Below are 18251 nucleotides of genomic sequence, written 5' to 3' on the forward strand. Positions count from 1 at the left end.
CTTATACACATCATCACTCCTTGCACAGTTCTATTTAAGAGTTTCCCTAAAAATTCAATAAAATAACCTCTTAAAATGGATTTGTTGAAATTTAGACGTATATTCAAGTTTACTCCCCATCGATTTGTTATATAATAATTAATTAACTAATTCTATTTGCTTTTTATACTAATTTGCAGTATAATTGGTTAACTAATGAGAGGTGAAAGATATTGAAAAGAGTAAAACGAAAAGTTATAGCGTATATTACAAAAGGCGAAGGCAGACACCGCAAATTGCTTGTTTATGAGCAAAAGGATCAGCCTGAAGCAGGTCTACAAGTTCCTGGAGGTACGATTGAACGCAACGAACTACTATTGGATGCATTATATAGAGAAATCGAAGAAGAATCCGGTATCGTGCGCGATGAACTTATACTTGAAGGTAAAGTTAAATCCTCTAAGTTTTTCCCAGAAGACAAAAATGTAATCTACGAACGTACAATTTTCCATTTTAATTATGTAGGCGAATCAAAGAACGAGTGGGAATACATCGTAGAAGGTGAAGGTAAAGACGCAGGTCAATTATTCAGCTATCGTTGGATGCCGTTGCAAGAAGTGCCAAAGTTAGCTGCTAAACAAGGAGAAGCGATTGAATACATCTGATATCGACCTGATAAGATGCGTATTGCATCGGGCTCACCCAATTAATTTTGCACAATAAAAGACTATTCCAACCGAACCTTAGAAATTCGACTGGAATAGTCTTTTTGCTTGTCTTTTATTTGATTTTCTTTACTTGATCTTGCGGACGCAACTTCTGGAGGGGTACAAACATTTCGACATGTTGATATAAGTTCTGGAAAGTGGCGGGCAATACACCACCGTATTCTCCATCTAAATTTAACAACACTTCATCTTTTGAAGTCACCACAATCTTTTCTGCTTTCGCAGAAACGACTAAAGGATCATCCAAATGTTCTCCTCGAGAAGCCAATGTTACCACGCGAATAAACTCTGCGATATTACATTTCTTTAAAATCAGTAAAGTAAAGTACCCATCGTTAATACTGGAGTTAGGAGCCAGTTTTTCAAATCCACCCACTGAATTAGTCAATCCGATCAAGAACATCATTGCTTCCTCATCAAAGACATTTCCATCATATTCAATACGAAGATGACTGGAATGTATCGAAGGCAGCATTTCAATTCCTTTTAAATAATACGCTAATTGACCAATCACTGTTTTCAATCGGCTTGGAACTTCATATGTTAGTTCTGTCATACGACCGCCACCAGCGATATTAATGAAATAGCGATCATTCATCATACCCACATCGACTGGAATAGAATCCCCTTGGCAAATGATATCTACCGCATCGTCAATTTCTCTAGGAATACGCAACGCCCTTGCAAAATCATTGGTTGTCCCCATTGGAATCAAACCAATTTTCGGACGTTTTTCAAAGTGTCCAACACCTTCAATTACTTCATTGAGCGTTCCATCGCCACCTGCAGCAATAATAACATCGAATCCTCTGCGAACCGCATCTTGTGCAGCGGCCGTAGCATCGCCTTCACAAGTCGTAGCGTGAGCGGATGTTTCATAACCCGCATTCTCCAATTTCTCGAGGACTTCTGCTAAATGTTTACGGAAGACTTCTCTTCCGGCAGTAGGATTATAAATAATACGTGCACGTTTCATACACTTTCCCCTCGATCCTTTCGTGTCTGAAAGAAATCAGACCTTTACCATCTTCACACAGTGTCTTGCATGACGTTACTTAGACGATTGTAAAACAGGTAGCCAAGTCGAACGGATATCACCATAAACGGCAAGCCAATTTTCAGGTTTGGATGTATATTCAGACATCAATTTCGAATAAAAGACTTTTTGCTTCTCTTCAAAATCCGGTGCTTCCTTGGCCGGTAACTCTGCACGACCATCCATCACATACTTTTGAAGAATTGGTGCACGTGGCCCCCACTTCCCAACTACTTCACCAGCAGGATTCAGTAATAGATACATGGGAATGGAACGTCCGCCATTCGTCAAATAACGGTCAATTAGCTCTGGATTTTCATCCCGCAATACAGTACGTACTTCTATATTGGCAGCTTCCGCTATTTTACGGAGGATCGGATTATTCAACATGGCATCACCACACCAGTCTTCAGTAATGACTAATACATGGGGCTGCTTTTCTTTCAACAACTCAATAAATTCGTCATCCTGAGGCACTTCAAATTCATTATAGATCAAAAAACTGTTTTCCTTATGTGTTTCCATTTTGTCCATATATGTTTGAAGTGAAACAGCTTCTTCGAAATATTGTTGTTCTGTTTTCAATACAATCCCCTCCTGTTTTACTGTATAAGTTAACATGGAAAAACGTCCAGGATCAGACTGTATTGACCTCTCCTGGCACGTTTTTTGATTGATAGATTAGCGTTTCTTGATCTCTTCCATCAATAATTTATTAACAAGTGGTGGATTAGCTTGTCCTTTTGTTGCTTTCATGACTTGTCCGACTAAGAATCCAACAGCACGATCCTTACCATTTTTAAAGTCTTCAATTGACTGATCATTGTTATCCAAGATTTCCGTAATGATTGTACGCAATGTACCTTCATCAGAGATTTGAACAAGTCCTTTTTCTTTGACGATATCAGCAGGATTTCCGCCTTTTTTCGCAAGATCAGTAAATACTTTTTTCGCGATTTTAGAAGAAATAGTACCATCTGTTATCAATTTCACAAGTTGCGCCAAGTTTTCAGGTGTTAGTGGCGTATCATGCAACTCTTTTGATTCTGCGTTCAGATAAGCCGATACGTCACCCATCAACCAGTTGGAAGCTAACTTTGGTTCTGCTCCAGCTTTTACCGTTGCATCAAAGAAATCGGACATTTCTTTTGTTAATGTTAATACGTGCGCATCGTATTCAGGAAGATCCATTTCGGATACATAACGCTCTTTACGTGCATCTGGCAATTCAGGAATTTCCTTACGAACACGGTCAATCCATTCTTGTTCGATATGGACTTCAGGCAAGTCTGGGTCATTGATAAAGCGATAATCATTGGCACTGCCTTTAATTCGCATCAACACAGTGTCACCAGTTGTTTCGTCGTAACGACGAGTTTCTTGCTGAATAGTACCGCCAGACAATAGAATTTTTTCTTGACGCGCTACTTCATTTGCAATACCGCGGCGAATAAAGTTAAACGAGTTCAAGTTTTTCAATTCTGTTTTCGTTCCAAATTTCTCCTGACCGAATGGACGCAATGAAATATTGGCATCACAACGAAGTGATCCTTCTTCCATACGTACATCAGATACGCCTGTATATTGAATGATTGCTTTTAGTTTTTCCAGAAATGCATATGCTTCCTCTGGAGAACGCACATCTGCTTCTGTAACGATTTCAATTAATGGTGTTCCTTGACGGTTCAAATCCACTAATGAATGTCCATTTTCTGTATGCGTCAGTTTTCCCGCATCTTCTTCTAAATGTACACGTTCAATACGGATTTTCTTCTTCTTGCCGTCTACTTCAATTTCAATCCAACCGTTTGCTCCTACAGGACGCTTATCCTGAGAGATTTGGTATGCTTTTGGATTATCTGGATAGAAGTAGTGCTTGCGGTCAAAGTTCATGATTGGCGCTACGTCACAGTTCAGTGCCATGGACGCCTTCATTCCAAATTCAACAGCTTTTTTATTTAACGTAGGTAAAACACCGGGATACGCGATGTCTGTTACGTGAATGTTTTTATTTGGCTCCGCACCAAAATGAGCGGGTGCTGGAGACATGATTTTAGTATCTGTTTTAAGCTCTACGTGGATTTCTAATCCGACAATTGTCTCGAAGTTCATAATTATTTCCCCTCCTGAATCGATGGAGTACGCTTGTGGAAATCAGTAGCTTGCTCATAGGCATGAGCGACTTTATATAATGTTTCCTCATCAAAGTGTTTACCCATGATTTGCATTCCAACCGGTAGTTCGTTAACGAAACCACATGGTACGGATAGCGCTGGACGGCCTGTAAGATTCGCTGGTACAGCCAAGACATCATTTGCATAATGAACGAGCTGATCTCCGCCTGTTTCGCCAAGCTTAAATGCTGTTGTAGCAGCAGTTGGTCCAATGACTACATCATACTTTTCAAATACAGAATCAAAGTCTTGTGCAATCAAAGTACGAGTCTTTTGTGCGCGTACATACAATTCTTCATGATGATCCGCACTCATAGCATACGTACCGAAAATAATACGTTTTTTCACTTCATCGCCAAATCCTTCTTGACGGGTACGGAAATATGCTTGCTCAAGGTTTTCAGCATTTTCTGTATGATAGCCATAACGCAATCCATCAAAACGTGAAAGATTGGATTGAGCTTCCGAAGAAGAAATTACATAATACGTAGTTGGCGCATATTGAATATGTGGCAATTCTACCTCTTCACAAATCGCTCCAAGGGATTCCAATACAGTAATTGCTTCTTTTACTGCTGCAGCAATTTCTGCATCGACACCTTCACCTAGATAAGGTTTTGGAACTGCAACTTTCAGACCTTTAATATCGCCTGTTAGAGCTGCTGTGAAATCAGGAACCGCCTTTGCAGATGACGAACTATCATTGTCATCTTCACCTGCGATTACGCTAAGCAATAATGCGTTATCTTCTACAGTGCGTGACAATGTACCGATTTGATCAAGTGAAGAAGCGAACGCTGTTAAACCAAAACGTGAAATACGACCGTATGTAGGTTTCATTCCAACAATTCCACAGAATGCAGCTGGTTGACGAACTGAACCGCCAGTATCTGAACCAAGGGAAAGTGGGACTTCTCCTGCTGCGACTGCTGCTGCGGAACCACCTGATGAACCACCTGGTACATAGTCTGTATTCCAAGGATTTAATGTATTACCAAAAAAGGATGTTTCAGTTGTGGAACCCATTGCAAATTCATCCATATTAAGTTTACCCATGTTGACAGCGCCTGCAGCTTCCAATTTATCAATAGCTGTAGCATTATAAACAGGTACGAAATCTTCCAACATTTTACTTGCACATGTTGTCGTCATATCTTTTGTTACAATATTATCCTTAATACCAATCGGAACTCCGAAAAGACGTCCGCGTGTACTAGCATCTTCTTGATCAAGTTGTTCTGCACGCTTCGTTGCCTCTTCTTTTGCAACATGAATGAATGCATGAATTTTCTCTTCGTGCTGTTCAATTGTTTGTAATGTTGCCTCTGTTACTTCTTTAGCAGTAACTTCCCCTTTTTGTAAAAGAGCTTGAAGTTCTGTTGCTGTTTTACTAGTTAACGTCATCACTTTTCCTCCTACTATCATTGTGCCATGAATGGTATTCTATACTGCGAATTCGATTACAGAATATCCGGAACCTTGATAAGTCCGTCTTCCTGATCTTCAGCACTAGCTAGCATTACTTCACGGTCCAAGATATCTTTTGGCACATCTTCACGTAGGACGTTGATCATAGCAACCGGGTGCGTCATTGGTTTTACACCTGTAACATCCACTTCTTTTAAATTGCTTACACTTTCAATCAAATCTGCTATCTTTGCAGAGAAATTTTCTTTGTCTTCCTCGGAGAGGCCAATACGGACGAAATCCGCAAAATACTTGACGTCTTCTTTCGAAAATGTTGTCATACATCGTTCCTCCTCATTTTGCAATCGTACAATTAATCATACCATTTAATCAGTTTCTTGGAAAGTTCATGTTACTACCTGAATTTTATTAATAACCGTAGACATGCACGAACGGTTCTTCCCTATCTTGATCATGTACAATCAACACTTCTGGCCCATTCACTGAAGTAACACTTATTTCAATCGGCACACCTTTAAAATGCGTTTTTACTAATGATGTGAGGTATTGTGAAAATCCGATTAGTTCCGTTTTACCGAAGAATTGTATAGGAATTTCCACCGTTAATGAATTGAGCTTTTGGTCTTTATAAAAAGCAGTTCCGATGACATTCACAAAGCTCGGGAAGTAATCATCAATATCTTGTTTAAAGTTTTTGAATGTAGTATTTAGATCACGATAATTTCCTGTTGAAGAAGATGCAGGGAGTAATACATACTGCTCGTCCACTTCTTTCCAACCCGTAAATTCGTTTTTGCCTTTTGCGGCAAATGATGTAGCAAAATACGTGCCCGGCACAATATCATTGCGGCTTTCTTGTTTAAATAGTCCTACCGCTATAGGAACATCCGCAAGCTCCGGTTTACTGCGTAATCGACTCAAGATAATATCCGCCATCTTCTTGCCCTTTTCTTCTATCGTTTTGTCATCGATCGAGCGTTCATTACCTTCACGCGGATAGTAAATTGAATTCATCGCAAGACCTATCGATATTCCAGCCAATTTCACTTTTTTATCATCTGTCATCTGTAGATAATTTTGTTCGACAATGTGTGCCAGATAAATTGGTGCTTCTTCTGCTATTTGGGCAGGGGACATACCTTCCGTAATTGCTGGATTGAGACCTGCTTCAAAATTAGATTTTCTAGAAATCCATTGCTTCGCCGTATCACGATCTATATATTGACCTTCCTGAAAGAAATAATCTTTCGGGTCGTAATACAATGAAGATAGACGTAATAAACCTTCTTCAGTTTCCTGAATATCATACTTCGTATTCAAGTTGTTGACGACCAATCCTCTGCTCGCACTCTTTTTAAATGGAACAGGCGTCCTGTAATACTCTTTCTTGATCTGCGCATCAGGAATGAGCACCATTTCCTGCTCACTTTCTTCTGTTTCTTGCACTGCTTTTTCCTGATCATCGCCCGGTGCCGGTACACATCCTGTCAACAAAGCTGCTGACAGAATGCCCGTCGCGAACCACTTAGTCGTTCTTCTCATTCATATCCACTCCAAGGGCATCAAGCATAGCTTGTTCATCCCAAATTTCAATCTCTAATTCTTGTGCTTTCGTCAACTTGGAGCCCGCATCCTCGCCTGCAATAACTAGATCCGTTTTCTTACTGACACTGCCACTGACGGATCCACCAAGCGATTCAATCTGTTCTTTTGCTTCTCCGCGCGTTAATTCAGTAAGCTTTCCTGTCAGTACAATCGTTTTCCCAGCGAAAGGTCCAGTAGTCGGCAACTCTTCGCGTGTAACACCTTTATAAACAGTATTTACACCGTAGGAACGCAACTTATTCATGACTTCTTGAACTTCTTCCGTACTGAAGTACGTTGTCACAGAATCAGCTACGATCGCACCAATCTCAAAGATATTCAAAAGTTCCTCTTCAGTAGCCTGTTCTAAAGCATCGAGTGTACGATATTGTTCCGCTAAGATTCTGGCAACTTTTTCACCGACGTGACGAATGCCCAAACCAAACAGTAATTTCTCTAACGAATTTTCTTTGGATTGTTCTATAGCCGTTAAAATATTTGTAGCAGATTTCTCTCCTATTCGCTCTAATCCTAGTAAAGCTTCCTTCGTTAACGTATATAGATCAGATACATCTTGCACAAGATTCGCTGTGTACAATTGCTCGATTAGTTTTTCACCGACTCCATCTATATTCATTGCTCTTCTTGAAACGAAATGGATTAATGCTTCTTTCATCTGCGCAGGACACTTAGGATTCACACAACGAAGTGCAACTTCCCCTTCAATCCTCACAAGTTCTGAATCGCATACAGGACAGTTGTCCGGCATATGGAATGGCTCTTCTTCACCTGTTCGTTGATCTTTCAATGCCATGACGATTTCAGGAATGATATCGCCAGCTTTGCGAAGCACTACATGATCACCAATTCGGATATCTTTTTCGCGAATCAGATCTTCATTGTGCAAGGATGCACGGCCAACTGTCGTACCTGCCACCAAAACTGGCACGAGGATGGCTGTCGGTGTAACTACCCCTGTTCGACCTACACTTAGCTCTATATCGACTAGTTTAGTATGCACTTCTTCAGCGGGGAATTTATACGCTATGGCCCATTTAGGACTCTTTGCTGTATACCCTAACTGTTCCTGCGATTCAAAGTTGTCTACTTTTATGACAATACCATCAATTTCATAATCAAGATTCTGTCTGTTTTCTGTCCAGTAGGCAACGTATTCCAATACTTCTTCGATCGTTGCGCAACGTTTACGTTCTTTGTTCGTCGTCAACCCTAGTTCATCGACTTTATTGAGTGCTTCTGAGTGACTGTCCAGCCCATATACTTCAGCATCTCCGCCAACTGCATAAATGAACGTAGCTAAATTTCTACTCTCAGCCACTTTTGAATCCAGTTGACGTAATGAACCCGCGGCTGCATTTCGCGGGTTAGCAAAAGGTACTTCGCCTGCTTCATCACGGTCTTCATTTAGCTTAACAAATGAATTCTTCGGCATATACGCTTCACCACGGACTTCAATCGTCAAGGACTCTTTCAATGTATGTGGTACTGAACGAATGGTCTTCAAATTGGCTGTAATATCTTCTCCAACTGCACCATCTCCACGAGTAGCTCCTTGTACAAGCCGTCCCTCTTCATATTGCAATGAAACAGCAAGACCATCAATCTTTAGTTCACATACATAGACAGCGCTCCCTGTCGCTTCCTTCACCCGTCTGTCAAAATCTCGCAAGTCTTCTTCATTGAACGCATTCGCCAAACTGAGCATCGGATGACGATGAACCACTTTACTGAACACTTCAAGTGGAGCACCACCCACTCGTTGTGTCGGTGAATCAGGATAGATCAAGTCTGGATGCGCTTCTTCAATTGCCAGCAATTCCTGCATCTTTTTATCATATTCTGAATCGGGAACGATAGGGGCATCCAGATCATAATAAGCACGCCCGTATTCATGCAGAAGTTTATTGAGCTCCGCTACCCGCTTCTCTAGTTCTAGAACATCATCCATCTATTTTCCACACTCCTAGGAACGCTTTATTCTTTTTCAATCGGTGCAAATTTAGCTAATAGTCGCTTGATACCTACTGGATTAGGGAATGCGATATCCAACTCCATGTCATCTGCGCTACCTTTAACGCTAACGACAGTTCCGATCCCCCATATTTTATGGGACGCCTTGTCACCTGGTTTCCACTGCATTTTCTCCCCGCCGCTTTCATTGTAAGCTGGGCGTTTAACTGCTGGACGTTTGGCTCTTGCTTTAGGTGCTTGAGCGAACGGTACACTCATGCCATTGCCATCTGCCAACAACTCCGTCAGTTCTTCGGAAATTTCATTAAGGAAACGGGATGGCTGATTGAAGTTCGACTTACCGAATAACATTCTGTGACCCGCACACGTCAGGTAAAGGCGCTGTTCTGCACGCGTTATCGCTACGTAAGCAAGTCTTCGTTCTTCTTCCATTTCTTCTGGATCAGCGAGTGCTCGAATATGTGGGAAGATATTTTCTTCCATGCCTAATACAAAGACCACTGGATATTCCAAGCCTTTTGCTGCGTGCATCGTCATTAGGACGATTTTTTCAGTGGAAGTGTTCTCTTCTTTATCTAACGTATCGATATCAGCTACTAGCGCCAGGTCCGTCAAGAATGCAACGAGTGTCGGTTCTTCCTCTTCTTCCGCGGAACGTTTTTCAAATGCTTCTGTAACGGATAAGAATTCTTCAATATTCTCAAGCCGGCTTTCTGCTTCGATTGATTTCTCTTTTTCCAACATCTCGCGATAGCCGGACTTTTCAATGACCTCTTTTACTAATTCCGTAACAGATAGAAACTCTTGCATTTGCGTGAATCCATTAATCATTTCATGGAATTTCACGGTTTCTGTCAATGCTTTTTTAGGCAAGCCCATGAAATCAACTTCTTGTAATGAATCGAATATGGAACGGTCATTTTGAAGAGAGAATGTCGCCATTCGTTCAAATGAAGTAGCACCAATGCTTCGTTTCGGTTCATTAATGATTCTTGCTAAGGCCAAATCATCATCGTTATTAGCAATCAGACGTAAATATGCCAGCAAATCTTTAATTTCTTTTCGATCATAGAACTTTGTACCACCGACAATTGTATAGTCGAGGTTAGATTTCAATAAGTATTCCTCAATTAGACGAGACTGTGCATTCGTTCGGTACAGTATTGCAAATTGATCAAGTGTTAATCCCATTTCTTCCTTTAACTCAATGATTTGCTGGACAACAAATTGCGACTCATCTTTCTCATCGCGCGCTTTGTATATTGAAATCAATTCGCCCTCAGGATTATCTGTGCGTAATTTCTTGTCGTAGCGACTTTTATTATTGTCGATTACTTCATTGGCGGCTTGTAAAATTCTTTTAGTGGAACGGTAATTTTGCTCTAAAAGAATGACATTCGCTTCTTTATAATCTTTTTCAAAAGACAGTATGTTACCAATGTCCGCACCACGCCAACGATAAATCGACTGATCCGAGTCACCTACTACGCAGACATTGCGGAATTTTGATGCAAGCATCTTGACGAGACGATACTGCGCATTGTTTGTATCTTGGTACTCATCCACATGAATATACTGAAATTTATTTTGATAATACTCCAGCACTTCAGGAACACGCTCAAACAAAACAGTTGTCATCATAATCAAATCATCAAAGTCCATTGACTGATTCTGGCGTAACTTTTTAGTATAACGATCGTAAATATCTGCTACTGTACGCTCATGTGGGTTTTGTGGATCCGAATTTTTACGGAACTCTATTGCATCTATACACTCATTCTTCGCGTTTCCAATAATTCCGAGCATCGCCCGTGGATCATTCTGTTTCGGGTCTAGATTAAGTTCTTTCAATACTCGTTTCATCGCGGTCATTTGGTCCGCACTGTCGAGAATAGTAAAGTTTTTGGATAACCCAATACGATCTACGTACTTCCGTAGAATCCGAACACACATCGAGTGGAATGTCGAAACCCACATACGTTCTCCAGAGCCGGCGCCTAGCAGTCCATCAATACGATCACGCATTTCACGTGCTGCTTTATTTGTAAATGTAATAGCTAATATATTCGAAGGATACACTTGCTTCTCTACAACCAAATACGCAATTCGATGTGTCAATACACGAGTCTTTCCTGAACCCGCCCCCGCCATAATAAGCAACGGACCTTCCGTTGTCTTGACTGCGCGTGCTTGCTCAGGATTCATGCCTTTTAGTAAATCATCTGATAGTTTATTCATATTCGTACCGCCTTTAGGAACATTTGTTCTAACTATATACTACTCACATAGGTAATGGAACAGATTTTACAGCATCCACTGTTTTAAGAGCCGTTTTTAGATCATCATAAACAACATTTCCCACTACAATAGTATCTGCAATGGCAGCCATTTCTTGCGCTTGTTCTGTTGAGCGTATTCCGCCACCATAAAAGAGACGCGTGTTACTGAGTAATTCTTTCGCTGATCGAACAATTTGCGGATCGCCATATTGTCCACTGTATTCTAAATAAAAGATTGGCAAGGAAAATAAATGTTCCGCCATACGTGCATATGCTTGTACGTCTTCTTCATCTGGGACACGATCGACCCCTGTTACCTTCGCGGCTGTGCAATCTGGATTTAGTATACAGTAACCTTCTGTGACCAATTCATCGAAATTCATCATATGACCGTATTCTCGCAAGGCTTCGTGATGCAAGCCGTTCATCCATTTTGAATCCGTTGTATTTAAGACAGTCGGAATGAAGTAATAATCGAAACCTGGTGTAACCGATTCAACAGTAGATACTTCTAATGCGAGTGGTACGGAAAAACGACGGAATCGTGCAAGTAAATCCAGTACGTTTTCCAGTGTAACACCGTCAGATCCACCAATGATGACTCCATCTGTCCCCGATTCTGCTACCGCCTCTAGTTGTTCATCAGTAAGGTCTTTAGCTGGATCAATTTTAAAGGCATGCCGCCATGTTTTATAGTCCATTTTTATTTCCACCTTCTTTTTTATGTTATTTTTATATAATTTTTAAAAAACCGGTGGGGTTTTATCCCTGGCCGGTTGTTTTAGTTATTTTTTGATTGGTTGTTCGGGAGTTCCGGATAAAGTCGGTCCAGCATGAGGTTGTAACCGCCAGATCCGTAATCTACACAACGGCGTATGCGGGAAATAGTAGCTGTGCTTGCGCCTGTTTCTTGTTGAATATTATCATAAGTTTTTTTAAGTCGAAGTTTATGGGCTACATCCAGTCTTTGTGCCAGTGATTGAACTTCGCTCATTGTGCAGATATCGTCAAAAAACTTGTAACATTCTTCTACATCCCTTAGTTCCAAAATTGCTTGAAACAGCTGATCTATTTGTTCACCACGGAGTTTATTTATTTGCATGTCCTCGCCCTCTCTCTATGTCGATCTTACGGAGTATAAGTGACGGAAGTAGAAGGACCTGATAATGATGGAATGATATGGATCCAAGTTTTCCCCGCCGTTAATTTAACAGGTATGCCTTGTTCCACTGGGGTTAAAAATCCATCTTTATTTTGCCATTCAATCGTTTTAGCGATCCCTTCATGAAACAGCATGGCCTGGCCGCCAGATTCTAAATCAATTGCGAGCCTTCCTTGTTGATCAACTGTTTGATGATCCATTTCCATCACGATGATGTTCGCCAGTTCTACCCGACGTTCATTTAGCTTATCCACTGTATCAATGCCGTTAACAGATCGATAATACCGATTTTCTTCTTCATTATATTGATACGTACTAATATAATTTGGATCTGAACTGTATGATACTTGAACCGCTGATGCCATATCCCCTATTTTATCACTTTCATCGGGATTTAGGAAAGAAAAGGATGGCTGTGCAGTGATCTTTTCAGAAGCATTCTTGAGACGAAATGCTTCTTCAATATGTTCCTTTGAAATATACGAGTTATGTGGAGCCCGACGATCTGCTGAACGTTCAAATAAAGTTCCATCATGATGTATACCGTTTACATGATCGACTACTTGTTCATCGAGTAATTTCTTTGCATCTGGGCTATAGCCATGAGCAATATAGAATGCATCCATACCTTCTGCTAAGTGTACAAAATAATCACGCGCGCTTCGAATAGGGCCCATTTGATCAGGCACTGTACTTTGAAACAGTGCAGCGTATCGCGTAATTTGACCTTCTGCCAAAAATTCATATATTTGATCAGCGTCCGCAAGACCCGACTGCGGGCGTGCAGCAGGAATATTACTAATTGTCGCCAAGACAGGGCGATGATCCATTGCATTCGTGATCACCTCACCTGTAAAAGGTGCTATTTCATTCTGTTTACTTATAGGTTTCTCTTGTTCATCGGGTACAGATTGGTCTTTCGAAGAACAACCACCTAGACATAAAAAGCTAACTGCGGCTACTAAGAGTACCTTTCGTTTATTCCGTATCAATATACGTTCCTACCTTTCTATTTTAGGAATTAACAGTTCATTTTTCAATACATGGACGACGCCAACCGGTGTAATTCGAACGTGTGGTAAGTGAACGGATTGAAGGAATAATAATGTATAGACAGCATCTCCATGGGCATAGCCCCGTTCTCCTAAAGCCTTTTTCATTGCCAACTCTTCTTCTATAATAACTTCCATCGGTTGGCTGGACAATCCGCCAGCAACTGCTAGTGGTAATGTTTCAATAATCTTGCCATTTTCAGCAAGAGCCATACCTCCACCTATTCTCTTCATTTCATTGAATGCTCTCTTCATCTCTTTCCAGTCTTGTCCAATTATTAGTATATCACCCGTATTTGAATAGGAAGATGCAAAACCTTGCAGATTATTCGCGAATCCTTTCAGCAAGGTATTGACCCGCCACTTTCCGTTCTTATCTACTAACATCAAATAGCATTCATCACTAGAGATAATAGTCGGGCTTGAGAGATCCAAATCACTTTCATATACTTTCGTAATGACATCATTCACCATTTGAATCCCTAGTGAAGAAGGAAATGAGAAGTCTTCATCTGTCAGTTCATAAGGCAATTCGAATATCGGTAATGCATCCCAATCCACCGATTCGAATGTAGCAGTAGATTTACTATCACGAAGTATCCACTTCCCCTTTGACAATACATCAGTAGGCACAGGATTATGTTCATTCTCTAAAAAATTCAACGTCGCAAAACGGCCAGTTGCAATTACACTATGCAAGTCCGTAATATCGTAGTACCTCGCCACGTTATAAGATGCCATTTGATACGCATCAATCGGTGGGACTCCAGCATCAAGCGCTATCTGAATGCATTGATCCATGACACCTTCACGATAGAACGAAGGTGTAGAACCGTCTGTCGTCATCATCAAGTGATCGAAAACATCCCATTCTTTTTCTACAATGCCTTTCAATAAATCAGGTAAATCCGGACGAATGGATGAGTAACGCAATGTAGTAGCATATCCTTGTTGTAAACGTCGTTCTACTTCTTCGACGGTCATTGCTTCATGGTCACCATCTGCCCCTAGCAATTTCATACGAGCCAATGTGCGTTCCGATGCACCTGGAAAATGACCTTCCACTTTTTTTCGAAGTCGTTTGGATTTCGCTATAGACTGCATCATACTTTGATCTCCTTGCAATAATCTAGGCCAACCAGTCAGCTCCCCTGTCATCAACACATCGGGACGCTCCATCCATTGTGCAATATCTTCTGGATTGAAAAGCTCTTTTTCATTTTGCAGAACGGTCTGTGAATCGACACGTGCCCACCAATAAAAAGAGAATGGCAATTCATTCAATTGATCAATGAACGTAAATGCGCTTTGCTTATCGAGCATAGTGAAAAGAAGTAAATTGTCTGATAAAAACGTAGTAGTTCCACGTCGAGATGCGTAATCAGCAAATGTTTCAGGATTATATAATTGGAAAGGATGGACATGCGGTTCAATATATCCAGGTACTATTTTCTTTTCTGATGCATCAACACATTCCATCCCTTCGAGCATAGCGGGCATACGTTCTCCAACGTAGACAATGCGATCTCCCTGAATCCAGATGTTCCCTTGCACCCACTTCTTAAATATAGAATGTAAATATGTAGCATTTTCTATTACAATGTCGGGCGCTTCTTGTCCATTAATAATTGCTAGTTGTGACTGTATTTCTTTCGCACTCCACACGTTGCTCACCATCCCTTTAAAATGTTTGTAGTATTCTAGCTGTTGCTTTATAGTACCATAGCCATCCTGCCAGGAATAGATAGGACAGGATAAGGTTGTCCACAATCCCTTTTATGTTAATCCACAGAGAAATGCATACTTACACACATTACCAACAACTTACTCACAGCTTTTCCACTTTTAAATAACAGTTCGTGTGAAATCCTGTGGATAACTAGTTATTGTTAACATATCAATCTCTTGCATCGAGAAATGGCAACACTTTTTTTCGGATGATCCTTTACTCTTTTATATAAAAAAGACTGTCTTGGAAGTAATACACTACTCCAAGACAGTCCGTTTTCATTACTTATTCAAATGTACGCCATCCGATATCCGTTCGGTGGAAGAATCCATCCCATTGTTGATCTGCAAGACCGTTATAAACTTTTTCCTGAGCTTCCTTTAACGTAGCCGCTTTTGAGGCTACTAGAAGAACACGTCCGCCATTTCCAACAAAGTGGTCGCCTTCTAGCTTAGTTCCTGCGTGGAAAACGTCCAGTCCTTTGTCAGTCAGTATTTCAAGGTTAGGAAGTGTACGACCATTCACTACATCAGAAGGATATCCTTCTGACGCAATGACAACGCCTAACATGGCTTCTTCATGCCACTCAAGATCAAATGATTCTCCAGCCATTAGAGCTTCCATGAATTTACCAAAGTCCGATTTCATGCGCGGCAAGACGACTTGTGTTTCTGGATCGCCAAAGCGGGCATTGAATTCAATAACTTTTGGACCTTGCTCAGTAAGTATTAAACCTGCATAAAGGATTCCTGTAAAAGGAATTCCTTCTTCTGTCATGGCATCGACAGTAGGTACGACTACGCGATCATACGCTTCTTGTACAATTGCATCTGAAATTTGTGGAACTGGGGAATAGGCCCCCATTCCGCCTGTATTCGGACCACGATCTCCGTCATACGCTCGTTTATGATCTTGCGCAATGACCATTGGATAGATTTGTCCGTCATGGACGAACGACATATAAGAGAACTCTTCACCATCGAGGAATTCTTCGACCACTACACGTGAAGACGATTCACCAAACTTTTGATTACCAATCATATCGTCTACTGCATCCAGTGCTTCTTGTAACTCCATTGCGACGATTACGCCTTTTCCGGCTGCCAATCCGTCTGCCTTCACGACAATAGGAGCACCTTGCTCACGAATGAATGTCTTTGCTTCTTCGGCATCCGTAAATGTTCCATAGGCCGCTGTCGGAATATCATACTTGTCCATGATCTCCTTAGCGAATGATTTACTGCCTTCGATGCGGGCTGCTGCTTTTGTCGGACCGAATACTGTTAGACCTTTATCAAGGAAGTAATCAGCAATTCCCTCTGCTAGCGGCTGTTCAGGACCAACAAACGTCAATGTAACACGCTTTTCAATTGCAAATTTTGCCAGAGCTTCAAAGTCTGTCGCTGCAATCTGCACACATGTTGCATCTCCTTGCATACCGTCGTTACCAGGCGCTACAAATACTTCTGATACAGAAGGCGCTTGGTTGAACTGTTTGGCAATCGCATGTTCACGACCACCGCTCCCAATTACAAGAACTCTCATGTTCATCTACTCCCTGTACTCTTAGTGTTTGAAATGACGTACGCCTGTAAATACCATTGTAATACCGTATTCATTGGCTTTTTTAATAGAATCTGCATCTTTTACCGAACCACCTGGTTGGATGATTGCCGTAATGCCTGCTTTTGCTGCTGCTTCGACTGTATCATCCATAGGGAAGAATGCGTCAGAGGCAAGAGCTGCTCCCTTTGCACGTTCGCCCGCTTGTGTTAATGCGATTTTCGCAGCACCTACACGATTCATTTGGCCAGCACCAACACCGATTGTCATATGCTCATCTGTTACAACGATTGCATTGGACTTCACATGCTTCACAACTGCCCATCCTAGTTTCATCGCATTCCACTCTGCTTCAGTCGGCTCACGGTCTGTCGCTACTTTAATATCCGCTTCTGCAAAACCATGCGCGTCAGGCTGTTGCATCAACAAGCCACCTTCGACAGATACGGTATTCCACTGATCTTTTTTCTGCTGTTCGAATGAAATCGTCAACAAGCGGATATTTTTCTTTTTCGTTAATGTCTCAAGTGCCTCTTCCGTAAATGAAGGGGCAATAATGATTTCAAGGAAAATATCAGCAAGCTGTACTGCCGTTTCTTGATCCACTTCTTTATTTAACGCGATGATTCCACCAAAAATAGATGTTGAATCTGCTTCATAGGCTTTTTTGAATGCGTCAGCAATCGTCTCGCCTGTACCTACACCACAAGGGTTCATATGCTTAACTGCAACTGCTGCAGGTTCAGTAAATTCCTTGATGATTTGGATTGCTGCGTTGGCATCTTGAATATTATTATAAGAAAGTTCTTTTCCATGAAGCTGTTGTGCATAGGCGATCGAGAAATCAGATCCAAGTGGGCGACTATAGAATGCCGCTTGCTGATGAGGATTTTCTCCATAACGCAATGGCTGCTTCAACTCGTATGTATACGTTACTTGTTCAGGGAATTGCTCGCCTGCAAGATCTGTTAAGTATCCTGAAATCAATGAATCATAAGCCGCTGTATGACGGAATACTTTAGCTGCCAAGCGACGGCGTGTTTCCAAAGTCGTCTTGCCATCTGCTTTTAGTTCATCAAGTACTGCTTCATAATCCGCTGCATCGACGATCACTGTTACGTATGCGTGGTTCTTTGCAGATGCGCGCAACATCGCAGGTCCACCAATATCGATATTTTCAATCGCATCTTCAGCTGATACATCTGGTTTTGAAATCGTTTCTTTGAATGGATATAAATTCACACATACTACATCAATTGGCTGGATGCCATGCTCTTCCATTTGTGCCTGATGTCCAGGATCATCTTGTTTCGCAAGTAGTCCACCGTGAATCATCGGGTTCAATGTTTTCACGCGTCCTTCCATGATTTCAGGGAATCCCGTTACTTCGTCTACTGCTGTTACGGCAACACCATTATCTTTTAAGTGCTTCATCGTACCACCAGTAGATAATAATTCATATCCTAATTGTTCGAGTTCTTTCGCAAATTCTAGTACACCACTTTTATCCGATACGCTCAACAATGCGCGTTTTTTCAAAGGAAT

15 protein-coding genes are annotated in these 18251 nt (G+C 41.3%); 1 reads left to right on the forward strand and 14 read right to left on the reverse strand.

The annotated features are described in order from the left end of the window. Positions 1 to 212: 212 nt before the first annotated feature. Positions 213 to 644 carry an NUDIX hydrolase gene (locus tag CSV69_RS14410; protein WP_085427142.1) on the forward strand — a complete coding sequence of 144 codons (432 nt, stop codon included), beginning with the start codon at positions 213 to 215 and terminating at the stop codon, positions 642 to 644. A 115-nt stretch (positions 645 to 759) separates the two neighbouring features. On the opposite strand, the gene CSV69_RS14415 is transcribed toward CSV69_RS14410, so the two are convergent. From CSV69_RS14415 to purH, 14 genes are all read right to left on the reverse strand, one after another. Further along, positions 760 to 1683, reverse strand: a complete 924-nt coding sequence (locus tag CSV69_RS14415) for a diacylglycerol kinase (protein ID WP_099693763.1) — start codon at positions 1681 to 1683, stop codon at positions 760 to 762. Between the two features lie 75 nt (positions 1684 to 1758). Continuing rightward, positions 1759 to 2328: a thioredoxin family protein gene (locus tag CSV69_RS14420; protein WP_099693764.1), complete on the reverse strand. Its 570-nt coding sequence runs from the start codon at positions 2326 to 2328 to the stop codon at positions 1759 to 1761. Positions 2329 to 2424: 96 nt separating this feature from the next. Further along, positions 2425 to 3855 (reverse strand): Asp-tRNA(Asn)/Glu-tRNA(Gln) amidotransferase subunit GatB, encoded by a 1431-nt coding sequence (gatB, locus tag CSV69_RS14425; protein ID WP_099693765.1) that lies wholly within the window; start codon positions 3853 to 3855, stop codon positions 2425 to 2427. 2 nt (positions 3856 to 3857) lie between these two features. Next, positions 3858 to 5321 (reverse strand): Asp-tRNA(Asn)/Glu-tRNA(Gln) amidotransferase subunit GatA, encoded by a 1464-nt coding sequence (gene gatA / locus CSV69_RS14430; protein WP_085427146.1) that lies wholly within the window; start codon positions 5319 to 5321, stop codon positions 3858 to 3860. 56 nt (positions 5322 to 5377) lie between these two features. Next, complete coding sequence (gatC, locus tag CSV69_RS14435; protein ID WP_085427147.1) at positions 5378 to 5665, reverse strand: Asp-tRNA(Asn)/Glu-tRNA(Gln) amidotransferase subunit GatC; 288 nt, start codon at positions 5663 to 5665, stop codon at positions 5378 to 5380. Between the two features lie 88 nt (positions 5666 to 5753). Further along, entirely contained in the window at positions 5754 to 6887 is a 1134-nt protein-coding gene (locus CSV69_RS14440; RefSeq protein WP_099626223.1) for a CamS family sex pheromone protein, read from the reverse strand. Then, a complete protein-coding gene (ligA, locus tag CSV69_RS14445; protein ID WP_099693766.1) occupies positions 6871 to 8898 on the reverse strand; it encodes an NAD-dependent DNA ligase LigA in 2028 nt (675 codons plus the stop codon). Before ligA ends, CSV69_RS14440 begins: the two co-directional genes overlap by 17 nt. A gap of 26 nt (positions 8899 to 8924) precedes the next feature. Then, positions 8925 to 11159 carry a DNA helicase PcrA gene (gene pcrA / locus CSV69_RS14450; protein WP_099693767.1) on the reverse strand — a complete coding sequence of 745 codons (2235 nt, stop codon included), beginning with the start codon at positions 11157 to 11159 and terminating at the stop codon, positions 8925 to 8927. A gap of 43 nt (positions 11160 to 11202) precedes the next feature. Then, a complete protein-coding gene (gene pcrB / locus CSV69_RS14455) occupies positions 11203 to 11901 on the reverse strand; it encodes a heptaprenylglyceryl phosphate synthase (protein WP_099693768.1) in 699 nt (232 codons plus the stop codon). Between the two features lie 80 nt (positions 11902 to 11981). Then, entirely contained in the window at positions 11982 to 12302 is a 321-nt protein-coding gene (locus CSV69_RS14460) for a YerC/YecD family TrpR-related protein (RefSeq protein WP_085427152.1), read from the reverse strand. Positions 12303 to 12328: 26 nt separating this feature from the next. Continuing rightward, positions 12329 to 13354 (reverse strand): DUF3048 domain-containing protein, encoded by a 1026-nt coding sequence (locus CSV69_RS14465; RefSeq protein ID WP_099693769.1) that lies wholly within the window; start codon positions 13352 to 13354, stop codon positions 12329 to 12331. 9 nt (positions 13355 to 13363) lie between these two features. Continuing rightward, positions 13364 to 15091, reverse strand: coding sequence for an adenine deaminase C-terminal domain-containing protein (locus CSV69_RS14470; RefSeq protein ID WP_099693770.1), 1728 nt, complete (start codon positions 15089 to 15091; stop codon positions 13364 to 13366). A 337-nt stretch (positions 15092 to 15428) separates the two neighbouring features. After that, positions 15429 to 16688 carry a phosphoribosylamine--glycine ligase gene (gene purD / locus CSV69_RS14475; RefSeq protein ID WP_099693771.1) on the reverse strand — a complete coding sequence of 420 codons (1260 nt, stop codon included), beginning with the start codon at positions 16686 to 16688 and terminating at the stop codon, positions 15429 to 15431. Positions 16689 to 16709: 21 nt separating this feature from the next. After that, on the reverse strand, positions 16710 to 18245 hold the full coding sequence (gene purH / locus CSV69_RS14480) for a bifunctional phosphoribosylaminoimidazolecarboxamide formyltransferase/IMP cyclohydrolase (protein WP_085427156.1): 1536 nt from the start codon (positions 18243 to 18245) through the stop codon (positions 16710 to 16712). Positions 18246 to 18251: the final 6 nt, after the last annotated feature.

Origin of the sequence: Sporosarcina sp. P26b (assembly GCF_002743245.1) — a bacterium.
Lineage (GTDB): Bacteria > Bacillota > Bacilli > Bacillales_A > Planococcaceae > Sporosarcina > Sporosarcina ureae_C.